Consider the following 16,104-nt stretch of genomic DNA (forward strand, 5'->3'; position numbering starts at 1 on the left):
TTGTGCAGTTGGGCGAATCCATCAGAGAGACAGAGCTGCTCCCACTGTGGACGGACGGGAAGGAGGGGCGGATGGTCCCGGAGTCGGACAACCGGGACCGCCTCCATGACGTCTTGCTGGGGAGGCCCGTGACGACCGGTCACGCCCTAGAGGCTCCGAGCCCCCCGGAAGTCGTACGCCGTGAATTCCGCCACCGGCCGGTACCCGATGCGCTGGTAGAGGCTGTTGCTGGTCGGGTTGGCCAGGTCCGTGAAGAGGAGCACCTCGCGGATCCCCGAGGCGAGCACGGCTCGGGTGACCGCTGCGGTGGCCGCGCCCGCGTAGCCGCGTCCGCGCAGATGGGCCGGGGTGTAGACGGGGGCGATCCGGACCTGGCCCGCGACGACCGGGGTCACGCCGGCCATGGCGAGGGGGGTGCCGTCCTCGCCTTCCCAGAGGGTGACGCCTCCGTAGGCGATGCGCGAGTCGGCCCAGGCGGCAGCCTCACGTGCCGCGTGATCGCCGATGGACTCGATGAACTCGCCGTACCAGCGCACCAGTTGCTCCCGGTCCTCCTTGCCGGCGACTCGCGCCCGGCCCGCCGGTACGGGCTGCGGGACGGTCAAGTTGCCCAGGCGGTACAGCCGTTGACGCTGGCTGACCGTGCCACGGCCACCCGTGTGCCGGCGCCAGGCGGCGGCGAAGGCCTCGGCGGTCTCGCGGGCCGCGATGACGCCGGGGACGGGGTGCCGGAGGGCGACCAGGTGGGCGGCGAGGGCGTCGGCCTCCTCGGGGGTGAGGGGGGTGACGTTCAGCCGGTAGGGCGGGGTGCGGAAGTAGGCGGCGCGGACCTGTCCACCCAGCTCCAGCGCGCCGAAGAGGGGCGCCTCGTCGCCGTACGCGCGCAGCCCGCCCGTGCGCAGCGTCTCGGTCACCGTCAGGGCGACGGTGTGCAGATCGGGGCGTGAGCGCAGGAAGCCACCGGCGTGGGCGAGGAAGCCGCTGAGGTCGTGGGTGCATTGCCAGTCGTCCGGGCGCATACCCCATGATCCCGCGCTCGGGCGGGAGTTGTGCACGCTTTTCCGCCGCGGACACCAAGCCGATACAAGAGCGCACGCTCAAGGCGGCTACGGGTTGACGTCCGGATCCGTCGCCAGCCGCGCGTGCAGGTGCATGTCCCGGTACGCGTCGTGCCGCCCCGCCTCCCACATCGCGTCCCGCAGGGTCCCCTCGTAGCGGAATCCGCAGTGCTCGGCGACGCGGCAGGAGGAGTCGTGCCCGACGGCGTGGTCGAGTTCGAGGCGGTGCAGGCCGAGGCCGTCCGGCTCGGCGAGGGCCCAGCGGGTGGCGAGCGCGAGGGCGTGGGTGGCGACGCGGCGGCCGCGGGCCTCGGGGAGCACCCAATAGCCGACGCGGGCGGAGCTCATGACCCGGTTGACGACGTTGACGCCGACGTGTCCGAGGGGTGCACCGGTCGCCGCGTCGGTGACGCAGTACGCCGCCGAGGTGCCGTTCGCCGTGTTCTCGGCCGCGATGCGCAGGGAGTCACGTGCGCTGTCGAGGTCGGTGGTGATCTTCAATGGGGTGTTCCAGCGCCGGAATTCCGGATCCGTGCGCCCTTGGAACCAGGTCTCGACGTCGGCCTCGGAATCCGCGTCCCAGGGACGCAGACGCAGGCCGTGACCGTACAGGTCGGGCAGGGGGTGGGGGTGGAAACGGTGCGGGCCGCCGGCGAGGGTCATGGGCCCATTGAAGCCACCTGACGATCAGCTCGGAACCGGTTCGGCCCGGAACACCGGCACCCCGCCCCGGAAGGCGACCTCCAGCTCCATCCCGGCCCGCAGCCGCCCAGCGTCCGCGCACTCCACGATCTCGGTCATCATGCGGGGCCCTTCGGCGAGATCGACGACGGCGGCCACGTACGGGGTGCGCTGCCCGAAGGGCGGCAGGTCGTTGCGGTGCACGACGGACCAGGTGTAGAGGGTGGCCCGGCCGCTCGCGGGCTCCCAGGTCACGTCCTCGCTCCAGCAGTGGGGGCAGAACTCGCGGGGGTAGTGGTGGGCGCGCCCGCAGGTGCCGCACCGCCGGACGAGCAGCCGCCCGTCCGCCGCCGCGTCCCAGTACGTCCGCGTGAAGGCGTCGGCCTCCGGAACGTCGTACCGCTGCTCGGTCATCGGATCCGCACCGCCCTCATCGGAAGAGCCCCAGCGCGCTGTCCACCGACCACGACTGCCAGGACATCCCGAACAGCGCGACGACCGAGATCAGCGCCATCATCGAGTTCTGCCCCTGCTCGGCCCAGTCGTGGATCATCAGGACGAGGTAGAGGACGTTGAGCAGCAGCCCGCCGACGAGGGCGACCGGGGTCAGGAACCCGAGCACGAGCCCGAGTCCCAGGGCCAGTTCCGCGTACAGGACGACGTATGCCATGGTCCGCGGCCGGGGCGTGACGACGACCTCGAAGCCGGACCGTACGGCGTTCCAGCGGTGCTTGCCCGCGACGTCCGCCGCCCAGGCGATGCCCGCTCCCTCGAACCAGCTCTTCTTGTCCTTGTGCCGCCAGCTCTCCAGCCACCACAGCCCGAGGCCTATGCGGAGCACGGCCAGCCATTCCGCACCTGTGAGCCAGATCGCGTCCATGGATCTGACGGTACGTCAGATAAAGGGGACCTGACAATCGCCTGGCAGTCGTCTGGCCATCGCCTGTGCATCCGCGATGAGTCCACGATGAGTCCACAGAATTGTTGGCAATCTTGTCCGCACTCCGGCTAGGTTCGCAGACGCAAGCCGAGGACGCCGAGGAGCCGAGGGAGCCGGACGTGAAGCACAGGCAGGTCAAGCGCAGGAGCGTGGTCCTGGGGATCGGGGCGAGCGCCGGGGTCGCGGCGGTCGGGGGCATCGCCTTGACGGCCCGGGCGTCGAGCGACACGAGCGCTTCGGGATCCTCGTCGGCGGCCTCGTCGACGTCCTCGTGGGACGCGCTGGTCTTCGACAAGGACGCCTACTCGACGCTGACGACGGCCATCACCGACGCCGACGGCACCGACCACGAGGTGGAGTACCGCTTCTACAAGGCGGTCACCTATGTCGCCAAGCCGGTCGACGAGACGTACCAGAGCCTGAACGTCAGCGTCCCGGTGAAGATCGACGGCACGGCGGTGGACGCGACGCGCGCGCCGATCCTGTTCGCCAACTCGGTCGGCGGCTACATGCCGTCGTCGGTTGCGGACGCGACGGGTGTCGGCGGGGGCGGGGCGACGGGGATGCCGGGTGGAGGAGCGCCGAGCGCGTCGCCGTCGAGCAGTACGGGAACTACGGGAACCGGCATGGTCAGCCTCCCGAAGCTGGGGCTCGCGGCCGGCTACGTGGTCGTCGAGCCCGGCGCCCGCGGCCGTTCGCTGGTCGACTCCGGCGGCACGTACTACGGCGTGGCCCCGGCCGCGATCGTCGACCTCAAGGCGGCGGTCCGCTACGTGAGGTCCAACAAGGGCCGCATACCCGGCAACGTGGACCGCATCGTCTCCTCCGGCACCAGCGCGGGTGGCGCCCTGTCCTCCCTGCTCGGCGCGTCCGGCGGCAGCCCGCTCTACGACACGCTCCTCAAGGAGATCGGCGCGGCCGACGCGAGCGACGCCATCTTCGCGACCGGCGCCGGGTGCCCGATCACCGACCTGGAGCACGCGGACGGCGCCTACGAGTGGAACTGGGGTGCCAGCAAGACGAGTTCCGGCTCGCTGGTGGACCGGACGGTGTCGAAGGAGTTGCAGTCGCAGTTCGCGCAGTACCAGGCATCGCTGCGGCTGAAGGGTCTGAACGGCTTCGGCGCCCTGACGGCCCGCAACTACGACGAGTACCTGGTCAAGCAGTACATGGAGCCGTCGGCGACGCGCTACCTGGCGGCCCTGTCAGACTCGGACCGCGAGTCGTACCTGGCCGCGAACACCTTCATCACCTGGTCCGGCGGCAGGGCGGCCTTCGCCTGGGCGGACTTCCTCACGCACGTCGGCGCCCGCAAGAAGTCGATGCCGGCCTTCGACGCGTTCGACCTGTCCGCGGGCGAGAACAACCTCTTCGGCAAGGGCACCACCAAGGCCCGCCACTTCACCCTCTACAGCCTCCGCCACGAAGGCGGCAGCAGCGCCCGCCTCGACAGCGACCTCCCCGAGACGCTGCACCTGATGAACCCGATGCCCTTCCTTACGCACAAGCCCAACCCCCACCGCACCAAGCACTGGTGGATCCGCCTCGGCACGAAGGACTCCGACACGTCCCACACGGTCTCCGCCAACCTCGCGGCCGCCGCCCACACCCTCGGCGACGAGGTCAACCACCTCTACTACTGGGACGAGGGCCACGGCGCGAACTCGGACCCCGGCGACTTCATCAGGTGGATCGCAAGCATCAGCAACTACAAGCCCAGGAAGACGACCTGACCCACCCCCCTCAAGGTGGGGCGGGCCGGCTGCCGGCGGGGTCGCAGGCCTACGGTGCGGGCTCGTAGGTGACGGTGGTGGTGGGGCAGGCCTCCGCGAGTTGGGTGAGGGCCTCGCGCTCGGCGGCGTCGGCGGTCAGGCCCCAGCGGAGTTTCGTCGAGATCCACTCCGCGGCGTAGTGGCAGGCGACCTCGACGGTCGGGGGCAGCCACTCGGCCGGGTCCTGGTCGGCCTTGCTGCGGTTCGAGGCCGCGGAGACGGCGACCAGGGACGGATTGACGGCGAGGTCGTTGGCGTACGACTCACGTCGCTGCGCGGTCCATTGGGACGCTCCGGAGTCCCACGCCTCGGCGAGCGGCACCATGTGGTCGACGTCCAGGGCGGATGCCGAGGTCAGCCACTTGGAGTCGTAGTACGACCACCAGCGCCCGCCCGAGAGCTTGCAGCCGGGCAGGACCTCGGGTCGGTCGACCGCCTCGGCGAGCAGCACCTCCGCTCGGGTGTTGCAGCCGTCGCTGGGGATCCGGCCGGCGTTCCAGTGCTTGAAGCTCGTGCGCTCGTAGCCGTCCCTCACCTCCGCGGCGACGGGGAGGAGCTGGACCGAGGTCGTCATCGGGACCGTGTACGTGTCGAGGGAACGATCCTGCGCGTGGGCGGAGGCGGGGGCGGGTGCCGCGAAGGGCACGAGAAGGAGTGCGGCCGTCATCGCGGCTCGCCTGATGTTCTTGATCACACATCGTAGGATTGACCGCCTATAACTCGTTCGAGGGATTCAACTCGAACGAATGAGCCATGTGGATGCGTGAGTTCACCGGACAGGTGAGCCACGAGACGCCCGACCGGCGTTCGGGCGCCCGGCCCGCCCCCTTGCCCGCCCGGGCGCCCGCTCCCCCGCGATGGTCACGCCGCCGTCCTGACCTCCGAACCCTTGCGCACCGGCTCGGTCACGACACGGCGCCGCCGGGCCAGGGTGCCGACCGCCGGGTTGGCCACGCCCCATGCCGCGCCCTTGCAGATGAGTTCCTTGTAGGCGGCGGCGAGTCGTCCCGTCAGCGCGGCGCTGACGGCGCGGTCGTCTGCGGTGACGTACTGGATGAGACCTTCCTTGCGGCCCAGCGAGATGCACTGGTTGAAGTAACGCACCGGCGTGGTCGGCACCTTCGCGCCGGTCAGCCGGGCCGCGATCGCGTCGGCGGCCTGCCACGCGGTCGGGACGCCCGAAGCGCACGACATCCGCAGCGGCTTGTCGCCGGGGCCCATCACCATGGCCGCGTCGCCGATGGCGTACACCTCGGGGTGCGAGACCGAGCGCATGCTCCGGTCGACGACGATCTGGCCGGTGCCGGTGACCTCCAGGGTCGTGGCCTGCGCGACCGGGTGGACGGCGAAGCCGGCGGTCCAGACGGTCACCGCGGCCGGGACCGACGTGCCGTCGGCGGTGGTGACGTGGTCGGCCTCGACTGCTGCGACGGCGGTCTCCTCGTGCACCGTGATGCCGAGGTTGTCGACGACCTTCCGCAGGTGCCGGCGCCCCTTGGGCGAGAGCCAGTCGCCGAGGCCGCCGCGCACGGCGAGGGCGACGTCGAGGTCCGGGCGGGCCTCGGCGAGCTCGGTGGCGGCCTCCACGCCGGTGAGACCACCGCCGACCACGACCACGGGCTGTCCGGCGTCCAGCCCGGCCAGGCGTTCGCGCAGGCGCAGTGCTCCCGGGCGACTGGCGATCTCGTAGGCATGCTCGGCCGTGCCGGGCACGCCGTGGTCGTTCCAGCCGCTGCCGAGGGCGTACACGAGGGTGTCGTACTCCAGCTCCTCGGCCTCGGCGGCGTCGGCGGCCTCGTTCGCGGCGCCCACGGTGACCGTCCGGCGGTCGGCGTCGACGCCCGTGACCTTGCCGAGCTTCAGTGCGACGCCGGTCCCCGCGAACATGTCGCTGAACGGCCGGGGCTTGAGCGACTGGCCGACCGCGAGCTGGTGCAACCGGACGCGCTCGACGAAGTCGGGCTCGGCGTTGACGAGGGTGATGGCGACATCGTCACCGTGCAGTCGCTTGGCGAGGCGTCCGGCGGCGGTGGCTCCGGTGTAACCGGCCCCGAGGACGACGATGCGGTGCTGCATGTCCGTGCTCCTGTCTTGAGCTCTTCAGCGGATTCGCCCCTTGAACCGGGCAGCCCACCGATCCCTGACAGGTAGGGGATGTGAAGCACGTCACATCACAGGGCTCACCGCACGCCGGCACCCCTCGACCTGACGATCAGAACGCGCTGAGCAGCAACGGCTCCCCGTGGTCCTCCGCCGCCCAGACCCTGGTCGCCCGTTCGAGCTTGTCGGGGTTGACCTGGTTACGGAACCCGGCGATGCCCTCGGCCGTGACCTCCAGGCACATGACGCCGATGACCCGGCCGTCGAGCACCGCCAGGATGGCAGGGTCGCCGTTGGCGAACGAGCCGTAGATCTGCGGCGAACCGCCGGTCAGCGCACGCTTGGCCTCGCTCGGCTTGAACAGGCCCCGCATGAACTTCGCGACCGCGACAGCACCCTCGAACGCCTTCGCGCGGGCCGGGATCTTCCCGCCGCCGTCGCCGATCGCGATGGCGTCCTGGGTGAGCAGCCGGACGAGCGGCTCGGTCCTGCCGCTGGTGGCGGCCGCGAGGAACTCGTCGACGATCCGCCGGGCGGCGGCCTCGTCCACCTCGGTGCGGGCCCTGCCCTCCGCGACATGCTTCTTGGCGCGATGGAAGATCTGCTGGCTGGCGGCCTCGGTGAGGTCGAGGATCTCGGCGATCTCCCGGTGCGGGTACTCGAATGCCTCCCGCAGCACGTACACCGCCCGCTCGCTGGGGGACAGCCGCTCCAGCAGGGCGAGTACGGCGTACGAGACCGACTCACGCTGTTCGACGGTGTCCGCCGGACCGAGCATCGGGTCCCCGGCGAGCAGCGGCTCGGGGAGCCACTGGCCGACGTAGGTCTCGCGCCGCACGCGGGCCGAAGTGAGCTGGTTGAGGCACAGGTTGGTGAGAACCTTCGTCAGCCATGCCTCGGGGACCTCGACCCGGTCGACGTCGGCGGCCTGCCAGCGCAGGAACGTCTCCTGCACGGCGTCCTCCGCCTCGCTCGCGGAGCCGAGGAGGCGATAGGCGATGGCCTCCAGGCGGGGCCTGGACGCCTCGAACCGGTCCACGTCGCTCATGGTCAGGGCCATGAGGCCGGATCCTAACTCCCGCGGCACCCGTCGCATCAGGGCGGCATGTCCGGACTCGCGCCAAGTCCACGCCACTCCCACAACCAGGAGACCTACGTCACACATCTCACCCACCCCTCCCACAGCCGTGATCGATCCGCAACCAATTCCGGGCTTGACCGAGACCCATCAACCGACCACGTGATTACGCTCCGAACCATGGCCGACACCCCCCAACACCCGCACCAGAACGCCGCGGACGAGACGGCCGCGAACGAGCCGACCCCGGACCGGGCGGACCCACACCAGCCGACTGCGGAGCGGTCCGTCGTGGACGCGTCGGCCCCGGGGCGGCCCGTCGCAGACCAGCCCGTCGCGGAGCCGCCCGTCACGGGCGAGCCCCTTGCTGAGCAGCCCGACGCGGACCAGCCGACCGCGGAGCGCCCCGCCACCGGCCACCCCTCCACCGACCGCCCCGTCTACGTCATAGGCGGCGGCCCCGGCGGACTCTCCGTCGCGTACGCACTGCGCGCCCAAGGGCTGCGCGCAGTCGTGCTGGAGAAGTCGGACCGGGTCGGGGCCTCCTGGCGGCGGCACTACGACCGCCTCCATCTGCACACCACCCGGCGGCTGTCGGCCCTGCCCGGCCTGCCGATGCCGCGCCGGTTCGGGCGCTGGGTGGCCCGCGACGACGTCGTGCGGTACCTGGAGAAGTACGCCGAGCACCACGACCTGGAGATCGTCCCCGGCGTCGAGGTCTCCCGCGTCGAGCCCGCGCCCGACGGCACCGGCTGGCTGCTGCGTGCCACCGGCGGACGTGAACTGACCGGCGCCGCCGTCGTCGTGGCGACCGGCCACAACCACACCCCACGCATACCGGACTGGCCCGGACGGGACACCTACACCGGCGAGTTCCTGCACGCGGGCGCCTACCGCAACCCGGCGCCGTACGCCGGCCGCGACGTCCTCGTCATCGGCGTCGGCAACACCGGCGCCGAGATAGCCGTGGACCTGGCCGAGGGCGGCGCCTCCCGGGTGCGGCTGGCGGTGCGGACCGTGCCGCACATCGTGCGCCGCTCCACCGCCGGGTGGGCCGCCCAGTTCACCAGCGTTCTCGTACGGCGGCTGCCGGTCCGCCTCGTCGACCGGCTCGCCCGGCCCATGGCGAAGCTGAGCGTGCCGGACCTGTCGGAGCAGGGGCTGCCGCGCCCCGACACCGGGCTCTACAGCAGGGTCAGGGAAGGGGCGATCCCGGTTCTCGACGTCGGTCTGATCGACGCCGTGCGCAAGGGGCGGGTCGAGATCGTGGCCGCCGTCGACGGCTTCGAGGACGAGAAGGTCGCCCTCGCCGACGGCACCCGCGTCTCCCCGGACGTTGTCATCGCGGCCACCGGATACGTCCGTGGACTCGAAGGCCTCGTCGGCCATCTCGACGTACTGGACGCCCGAGGCAGACCTGTCGTCCACGGCGCCCACACCACGAAGCATGCGCAAGGCCTCTACTTCCAGGGCTACGTCAACCCCATCAGCGGCAACCTCCGCGAGATGGCGATCGACGCGCAGAAGATCGCCAAGGCCATAGCCGGTGACCGCGACGGCAACCGACAGGTCTCCCGGCTGCCGATGACGTAGACCCCCTCAACTCTCTTACATAGATCTCCTGTTACTTACGAGTCAGAAGTTGCGGGAGAGCTGTACCGCGCCGCCGCACGGAGCCAGAATGTGAGCCCTGTTCAACTTTTCGGCTCCACTTTCCGGCTCCACTCCCTCTCGCTACGACGGAGGACGCACGTGGCACGCGAAAGACACCTCTCCCGCCGCTCCCTTCTCGGCGGCGCCGCCGGCGCCGCGGCCCTTACCGCCACCACCGCCGGTGCCGCCTCGGCCGCCGCCACCCGCGAGGTCGAGGCCGACGTCGCGATCGTCGGCGCCGGCCTCGCCGGACTCACCGCGGCCCGCGACCTGGTGGCCGCCGGCAGGTCGGTCGTCGTCCTGGAGGCCCGCGACCGCGTGGGCGGCCGGGTGGTGGGCCTGAACCTCGTGGGCGGCGGCGTCACCGAGGGCGGCGGCGAGTTCATCGGCCCCACCCAGGACCGCATCAGGGCGCTCGCCGACTCCCTCGGCGTGCAGACCTTCACCACCTACAACACCGGCAACAACCTCCTCCACAAGGACGGCAGGAAGACCCCCTACGCCACCGACGGCATCCTCGGCTCCGTCCCGCCCATCGACGCGGCCGGGCTCGCCAACGCCGCGATCGTGCAGGCCAAGCTCGACGACCTGGCCAAGGAGATCCCGGTCGACGCGCCCTGGACCGCGGCGAAGGCCGACGAATGGGACCGGCAGACCTTCGAGACCTGGCTGCGGGCCAACGCCGTCATCCCCTCCGCCAAGTTCCTCTTCGACGTGGCCTGCACGTCGATCTTCTCGGCCGAACCCCGCGAACTCTCCTTCCTGTTCGTCCTCTTCTACATCGCCGCCGCCGGCAACACGTCCCACCCCGGCACCCTGGAACGCCTCACCGAGACCGCGGGCGGCGCCCAGGAACTGCGCTTCGTCGGCGGCTCCCAGCTGGTGCCGGTCAAACTCGCCGCCACACTCGGCGACCGCGTCGTGCCGAACGCCCCGGTGCGCACGATCGCCAGGTCCGGCGCCGAGTACGTCGTGACGGCCGACGGCATCACGGTCACCGCCAAGAGGGTCGTCGTGGCCGTACCCCCGCCCCTCGCCGCCCGCATCACCTACGACCCCGTCCTCCCGGCCGCCCGCGACCAGCTCACCCAGCGTCTGCCGATGGCCTCGGTCGGCAAGGCCATCGCGGTCTACGACACCCCCTTCTGGCGCGCCGACGGACTCAACGGCCAGGTCGTCAGCGACACCGGCGTGATCAGCTCCACCTTCGACAACTCCCCTCCTGACGCCTCCTACGGCGCACTGATGGGCTTCATCGAGGCCGACGAGGCCCGGCGGCTCGACGCGGCGAGCGAGGCCGAGGTCAGGGCGGCCGTGCTGAAGGACTACGTGACGTACTTCGGCGAGAAAGCGGCCTCCCCCACCTCCTTCGTGCTGCAACGCTGGAACAACGAGGCCTACACCCGCGGCGGCCCCGTCTCCATCGCCGCCCCCGGAGTCCTGACCCAGTACGGCCCCGCCCTGCGCGAGCCGGTCGGCGGCATCCACTGGGCCGGGACGGAGACCTCCACGTACTGGATGGGCTTCATGGACGGGGCGGTGCGGTCGGGTGAGCGGGTGGCGAAGGAGGTGCTGGCGGTGCTGTGAGCGCGCGCCGCGGCATCATCCCTGCACGGCTCCCGTTCAACTTTGCGTGCACAACCGTTCCTGACTTGGCGTCAGTTCGCTTAATCTGACACTGCGTCAGTTAATCGCTGTCACACAGGAGCGGGCGGACCGATGCTTGGATCAACCCACGGCACCCTCACCACCGACTCCCGCCGGGCCCGGGTCATCGCCTGTGGCGAGCAGCCCGGGCCCGCCGTCCACGGCCGGCCTGCCGAGCCCGACGATCTCGACGTCAGCGGCCGTCCCCTCTATGCGGACGTGCCCGATCTGGACCGCCTCTTCCGGCCCGAGTCGGTCGCCGTGATCGGCGCCTCCGACGCCGAGGGCCGGCCGAACACCGGTGTCACCCGCCAGTTGATCGCCTGGTCCGAGCGGGTCGGCGCCCGGCTCCACCCGGTGCACCCGAGCCGGCCGTCGGTCTTCGGCATCCTGTGCGCCCCTTCCGTCGCCGACCTGCCCGAGCAGGTCGATCTCGCTGTGCTGCTGGTCGCCGACCCGCTGCCGGTGATCGAGGAACTGGCCGAGACCAAGGTGAAGTTCGCCGTCGTCTTCGCCTCCGGGTTCGCGGAGATTGGTGAGGAGGGGGCCGCCGCACAGGACCGGCTCACCGCCGCCGTCCAGCGGTCCGGGATGCGGCTGCTCGGCCCCAACACCAACCTCAACGCCTTCGAGCGGTTCCGCGACGACCTCGACGGCCCCGCGATCGCCCTCATCACCCAATCCGGCCACCAGGGCCGCCCCGTCTTCGCCCTCCAGGAGCTCGGCATCCGGCTGTCCCACTGGGCGCCCACCGGCAACGAGGCCGACCTGGAGAGCGCCGACTTCATCTCCTACTTCGCCGAGCGGCCCGAGGTCGGCGCCATCGCCTGCTACGTGGAGGGCCTCAAGGACGGCCGCGCCTTCCTGCTGGCCGCCGACCGCGCCGCCCGCCGCAAGGTGCCCGTCGTGGCCGTCAAGGTGGGCCGCACCGAGACCGGCGCCCGCACGGCCGCCTCACACACCGGCAAGCTGACCGGCGCGGACGCGGTGGTGGACGCGGCGATGCGCCAGTACGGCGTGATCCGGGTCGACGGCCTCGACGAACTCCAGGACACCGCCACCCTGTTGGCCCGCGCCCGGCCGCCGCGCGCCGAAGGTGTCGTCGTCTATTCGATCTCGGGCGGCACGGGCGCGCACTTCGCGGACCTGGCGACCGAGGCGGGGCTGCGGCTGCCGGCGCTGTCGGAGGCCAAGCAGGCCGAGCTGCACCAGTGGATACCCGAGTACCTGAGCGTGGCCAACCCGGTCGACAACGGCGGTCATCCCGTCGGCGACTGGCGCGGCCGGAAGATCATCGACGCGATCCTCGACGACCCGGAGGTCGGGGTGCTGATCTGCCCCGTCACCGGCCCTTTCCCTCCCCTCAGCGACCGCCTCGTCCAGGACCTGGTGGACGCAGCCGAGCGGACGGACAAGCTGGTCTGCGTGGTGTGGGGGTCGCCGGTGGGCACCGAGCCGGCCTACCGCGAGGTCCTGCTCGGCTCCTCGCGCGTGGCCACCTTCCGCACGGTGGCGAACTGCATCACCGCAGTGCGCGCCTACCTCGACCACCACCGCTTCGTCGCCGGCTACCGCTCCCCCTTCGACGAGGCCCCGCGCGCCCTCTCGCCGTCCTACCGCAAGGCGCAGGCACTGATGCGCCCGGGTCAGCAGCTGAGCGAGCACGCGGCGAAGCAGCTGCTGCGGGCGTACGGAATCCGGGTCCCGCGCGAGCAGTTGGTGACCAGCGCGGCGGCGGCCGTACGGGCCGCAGGGCTGGTGGGCTACCCCGTGGTGATGAAGGCGTCCGGCGCGCGGATCGCCCACAAGACCGAGCTCGGCCTGGTCAAGATCGAGCTGACCTCGGCCAGCCAGGTCCGCGACGCCTACCGGGAGTTGACCGACATCGCCCGCTACGAGGACGTCTCCCTGGACGGCGTCCTGGTCTGCCAGATGGTCGAGCGGGGCGTCGAGATGGTCGTGGGCGCCGCGCACGACGAGCTGTTCGGACCGACCGTGACGGTCGGGCTCGGCGGGGTGCTCGTGGAGGTGCTGAACGACACCGCCGTACGTGTGCCGCCCTTCGGGGAGGAGCAGGCCCGGGACATGTGCGCCGAACTGCGCGGGCGGGCCCTGCTCGACGGGGTCAGGGGGCGGCCCCCGGCGGATCTCGACGCGCTCGTGGAGGTCGTCCTGAGGGTGCAGCGGATGGTGCTGGAGCTCGGGGACGATCTCGCGGAGCTCGACATCAACCCGCTGATGGTGCTGCCCAGGGGGCAGGGCGCGGTGGCGCTGGACGCGTTGGCGGTGTGCCGCTGACATGTCTGATTCCCCCCGTGTGCCCGGCAATTCAGTGAACCCAGTGGATTCATTGGTACTGCACGCCACTGACAATCAGGTCTGCCGCATCACCCTCAACCGCCCCGAGGCCCTCAACGCCATCACCCCTGACCAGCGCGAACGCCTCATCCAACTGCTCGCGGAAGCCTCCGCGGACCCCGCCGTACGGGCCGTCGTACTGACCGGAACGGGCCGTGGTTTCTGCGCCGGGGCGGATCTGCGGGGCGGGTCAGCGGCCGGTGAGCGGGTGCCCGGCGATGTCGCCCGGACGATCCGGCTCGGCGCCCAGCGGCTGATCGCGGCCGTGCTGGACTGCGAGAAGCCGGTGATCGCCGCCGTCAACGGCACGGCGGCCGGCCTCGGCGCGCATCTGGCGTTGGCCTGCGACCTCGTACTGGCCGCGGAGTCGGCACGGTTCATCGAGGTGTTCGTACGACGCGGCCTCGTCCCCGACGGCGGCGGCGCCTATCTCCTCCCCCGCCTCATAGGCCCGCAGCGCGCCAAGGAACTCATGTTCTTCGGCGACGCGCTCGGCGCCGCGGAGGCGGAGCGGCTGGGCCTGGTCAATCGGGTGCTCCCGGACGGTGAGTTGGACAAGACGGCCCGCGCGTGGGCCGAGCGTCTCGCCACCGGCCCGACCCGCGCGCTCGCCCTCACCAAACAGCTCGTGAACGCCTCGCTCGACTCCGACCGGGCCACCGCCTTCGCGGCGGAGGCGACGGCGCAGGAGATCAACATGACGACCGAGGACGCACGGGAGGGAGTGGCGAGCTTCGTGGAGCGACGCGAGCCGAGGTTCCGTGGCCGCTGATGTGGCGTTCCGGGGCTTCACTTCTGACGGAGTGTCAGTTTCAATGGATTTCGTGATGGGACACGCAGGAATGGCGGCCGCCGCCGTCCGCTACCTCAGGTCGGCCGACGCGCCGCCCGTAGCCGCCCTCCCCCGCCCGGAGCTGCGATGCGTCGGCGAGGACGAGCGGGCACCGATCCCGCAGGCCGACTTCCGGCGGGTGCTGGGGCACTTCGCGACCGGCGTGGTCGTTGTGACGGCACCGGCAACCACTGACGACCCGCAGGCCGGCTTCGCCTGCCAGTCCTTCTCCTCCCTCTCCCTCGACCCGCCCCTGGTCGCCTTCATGGTCGGCCGTACGTCGACGAGCTGGCCGCGCATCGCGCGCGCGGGCGTCTTCTGCGTGAACGTCCTGAGCGCCGGCCAGGGCGAGTTGTGCCGCGCCTTCGCGGTGAGCGGGGCGGACAAGTTCGCGGGGGTGGCGTACGACGCGGCCCCGGTGTCCGGATCCCCCCGCCTCGCGGGCACGCTCGCGTGGATCGACTGCACGATCCACGCGGTGCACACGGGCGGCGACCATCTCATCGTCGTGGGCCGGGTGGACGCCCTGGGCGGCGAGGACGCCCCCGACGGGCCGCTGCTCTTCCATCGGGGGCGGTTCGGCCGGCTGGAGGGCTGAGCACCCGCCGGCCCGGTCGGCGGGTGCCGTCAGGATGCGGCGAGGGCGGGCACCGGACGCCGCCGGATCACCAGCGCCATCAGCGCCGCCGCGGCGCACAGCGCCCCGGACGCGTACCAGACCATGTCGTACGTGCCGAAGACGTCCCGCGCGACCCCGCCGAGGAAGGCGACCAGCGCCGCGCCCACCTGGTGGGAGGCGAGGACCCAGCCGAAGACGATCGCGCTGTCGTCGCCGTAGTGCTCACGGCACAGGGCGACGGTGGGCGGGACGGTCGCGACCCAGTCGAGGCCGTAGAAGACGATGAAGAAGAGCATCGACGGGTGGACGCTCGACGCGAGCAGCATCGGCAGGAAGAGCAGTGAGATGCCGCGCAGGGCGTAGTAGACCGCGAGCAGACGGCGCGCCTCGAAGCGGTCGGTGAGCCAGCCGGAGGCGATCGTGCCGACGACGTCGAAGACGCCGATGACCGCGAGCAGCGAGGCGGCGGCCGTGATGGGCATGCCGTGGTCGTGGGCGGCGGGCACGAAGTGGGTCTGGATGAGGCCGTTGGTGGAGGCGCCGCAGATCGCGAAGGTGCCGGCCAGCAGCCAGAAGGGGCCGGTGCGGGCCGCCGAGAAGAGCACCGTCACCGCCCGGCGTGCGGCGCCCCGCGCGGGCGGCGGCTTGGGTACGAACTCCTTCGCGCCGTAGGGCGCCAGACCCACGTCGGCCGGGTGGTCGCGCAGCAGCAGCCAGACGAAGGGGACGACCGCGAGGGCCGTCAGGGCGACCGTGACGACGGCCGGGCGCCATGTGTACTCCTCGACCATCCAGGACAGCAGGGGCAGGAAGATCAGCTGGCCGGAGGCCGAGGCGGCGGTGAGGATGCCGGTGACCAGGCCGCGCCGCTCGGTGAACCAGCGGTTGGTGACCGTGGCGGCGAACGCCAGCGCCATCGAACCGGTGCCGAGTCCCACCAGCAGGCCCCAGCACAGCAGCAGCTGCCAGGCCGCCGTCATCCAGTACGTCAGACCGGAGCCGACCGCGATCAGGGTCAGGGCGGCCGCGACGACCCGCCGGATGCCGAAGCGGTCCATGAGGGCGGCGGCGAAGGGGGCGGTCAGGCCGTACAGCGCCAGGTTGATCGAGACGGCGGCCCCGATCGTGCCGCGTGACCAGCCGAACTGGTCGTTCAGCGGGTCGATGAGCAGCCCCGGCAGGGAGCGGAAGGCGGCCGCGCCGAGGATCGTCACGAAGGCGACGGCGGCGACGAACCAGGCGCGGTGGATGCGGGGACGACGCGGCCCCTTCGGGGACGGGTCCGCGGTGGCGGCGGCGGCTTCGGTTGTCTGCGTCACGACAAAGAGCTTCGGGCCTGCGCCGTCGCGGATCCATTGGCCCGAAG

14 protein-coding genes are annotated in these 16,104 nt (G+C 71.5%); 6 read left to right on the top strand and 8 right to left on the bottom strand.

The window, feature by feature from the left end; genetic code table 11:
* Window positions 1-146: 146 nt before the first annotated feature.
* The 4 genes from OG254_RS21690 to OG254_RS21705 form a co-directional block, all read right to left on the bottom strand.
* Window positions 147-1,019 carry a GNAT family N-acetyltransferase gene (locus OG254_RS21690; protein ID WP_405584215.1) on the bottom strand — a complete coding sequence of 291 codons (873 nt, stop codon included), beginning with the start codon at window positions 1,017-1,019 and terminating at the stop codon, window positions 147-149.
* Between the two features lie 87 nt (window positions 1,020-1,106).
* Window positions 1,107-1,721, bottom strand: coding sequence for a GNAT family N-acetyltransferase (locus OG254_RS21695; RefSeq protein WP_405584217.1), 615 nt, complete (start codon window positions 1,719-1,721; stop codon window positions 1,107-1,109).
* 24 nt (window positions 1,722-1,745) lie between these two features.
* On the bottom strand, window positions 1,746-2,153 hold the full coding sequence (locus tag OG254_RS21700) for a Zn-ribbon domain-containing OB-fold protein (RefSeq protein WP_405584220.1): 408 nt from the start codon (window positions 2,151-2,153) through the stop codon (window positions 1,746-1,748).
* 16 nt (window positions 2,154-2,169) lie between these two features.
* Window positions 2,170-2,619, bottom strand: coding sequence for a DoxX family protein (locus OG254_RS21705; RefSeq protein WP_351191032.1), 450 nt, complete (start codon window positions 2,617-2,619; stop codon window positions 2,170-2,172).
* 179 nt (window positions 2,620-2,798) lie between these two features.
* Between OG254_RS21705 and OG254_RS21710 the strand changes: the two genes are divergently transcribed.
* A complete protein-coding gene (locus tag OG254_RS21710) occupies window positions 2,799-4,412 on the top strand; it encodes a subtype B tannase (RefSeq protein WP_405584224.1) in 1,614 nt (537 codons plus the stop codon).
* A gap of 49 nt (window positions 4,413-4,461) precedes the next feature.
* Here the strand turns inward: OG254_RS21710 and OG254_RS21715 are convergent, their stop codons facing one another.
* The 3 genes from OG254_RS21715 to sigJ all read right to left on the bottom strand — a co-directional run bounded on the left by OG254_RS21715 (window position 4,462) and on the right by sigJ (window position 7,611).
* A complete protein-coding gene (locus tag OG254_RS21715; RefSeq protein WP_405584227.1) occupies window positions 4,462-5,145 on the bottom strand; it encodes an HNH endonuclease family protein in 684 nt (227 codons plus the stop codon).
* A gap of 167 nt (window positions 5,146-5,312) precedes the next feature.
* Window positions 5,313-6,527 carry an NAD(P)/FAD-dependent oxidoreductase gene (locus OG254_RS21720; RefSeq protein WP_405584230.1) on the bottom strand — a complete coding sequence of 405 codons (1,215 nt, stop codon included), beginning with the start codon at window positions 6,525-6,527 and terminating at the stop codon, window positions 5,313-5,315.
* A 136-nt stretch (window positions 6,528-6,663) separates the two neighbouring features.
* Window positions 6,664-7,611 (bottom strand): RNA polymerase sigma factor SigJ, encoded by a 948-nt coding sequence (gene sigJ, locus OG254_RS21725; protein WP_405584232.1) that lies wholly within the window; start codon window positions 7,609-7,611, stop codon window positions 6,664-6,666.
* Window positions 7,612-7,809: 198 nt separating this feature from the next.
* On the opposite strand from sigJ, the gene OG254_RS21730 reads away from it, so the two are divergent.
* From OG254_RS21730 to OG254_RS21750, 5 genes are all read left to right on the top strand, one after another.
* The gene (locus OG254_RS21730) at window positions 7,810-9,222 is read left to right on the top strand and encodes an NAD(P)-binding domain-containing protein (RefSeq protein WP_405584235.1); all 1,413 of its coding nucleotides are present in this window, start codon (window positions 7,810-7,812) and stop codon (window positions 9,220-9,222) included.
* Window positions 9,223-9,381: 159 nt separating this feature from the next.
* Window positions 9,382-10,869, top strand: coding sequence for a flavin monoamine oxidase family protein (locus OG254_RS21735; RefSeq protein WP_405584237.1), 1,488 nt, complete (start codon window positions 9,382-9,384; stop codon window positions 10,867-10,869).
* A 132-nt stretch (window positions 10,870-11,001) separates the two neighbouring features.
* A complete protein-coding gene (locus tag OG254_RS21740; protein WP_405584240.1) occupies window positions 11,002-13,227 on the top strand; it encodes an acetate--CoA ligase family protein in 2,226 nt (741 codons plus the stop codon).
* Between the two features lies 1 nt (window position 13,228).
* On the top strand, window positions 13,229-14,059 hold the full coding sequence (locus tag OG254_RS21745) for an enoyl-CoA hydratase/isomerase family protein (protein ID WP_405584243.1): 831 nt from the start codon (window positions 13,229-13,231) through the stop codon (window positions 14,057-14,059).
* 55 nt (window positions 14,060-14,114) lie between these two features.
* Window positions 14,115-14,717, top strand: a complete 603-nt coding sequence (locus OG254_RS21750) for a flavin reductase family protein (protein ID WP_405584246.1) — start codon at window positions 14,115-14,117, stop codon at window positions 14,715-14,717.
* Between the two features lie 29 nt (window positions 14,718-14,746).
* Here OG254_RS21750 and OG254_RS21755 read toward each other — a convergent pair whose 3' ends face one another.
* Complete coding sequence (locus OG254_RS21755) at window positions 14,747-16,057, bottom strand: MFS transporter (protein WP_405584249.1); 1,311 nt, start codon at window positions 16,055-16,057, stop codon at window positions 14,747-14,749.
* Window positions 16,058-16,104: the final 47 nt, after the last annotated feature.

Source organism: Streptomyces sp. NBC_01092 (assembly GCF_045039535.1).
Lineage (GTDB): Bacteria > Actinomycetota > Actinomycetes > Streptomycetales > Streptomycetaceae > Streptomyces.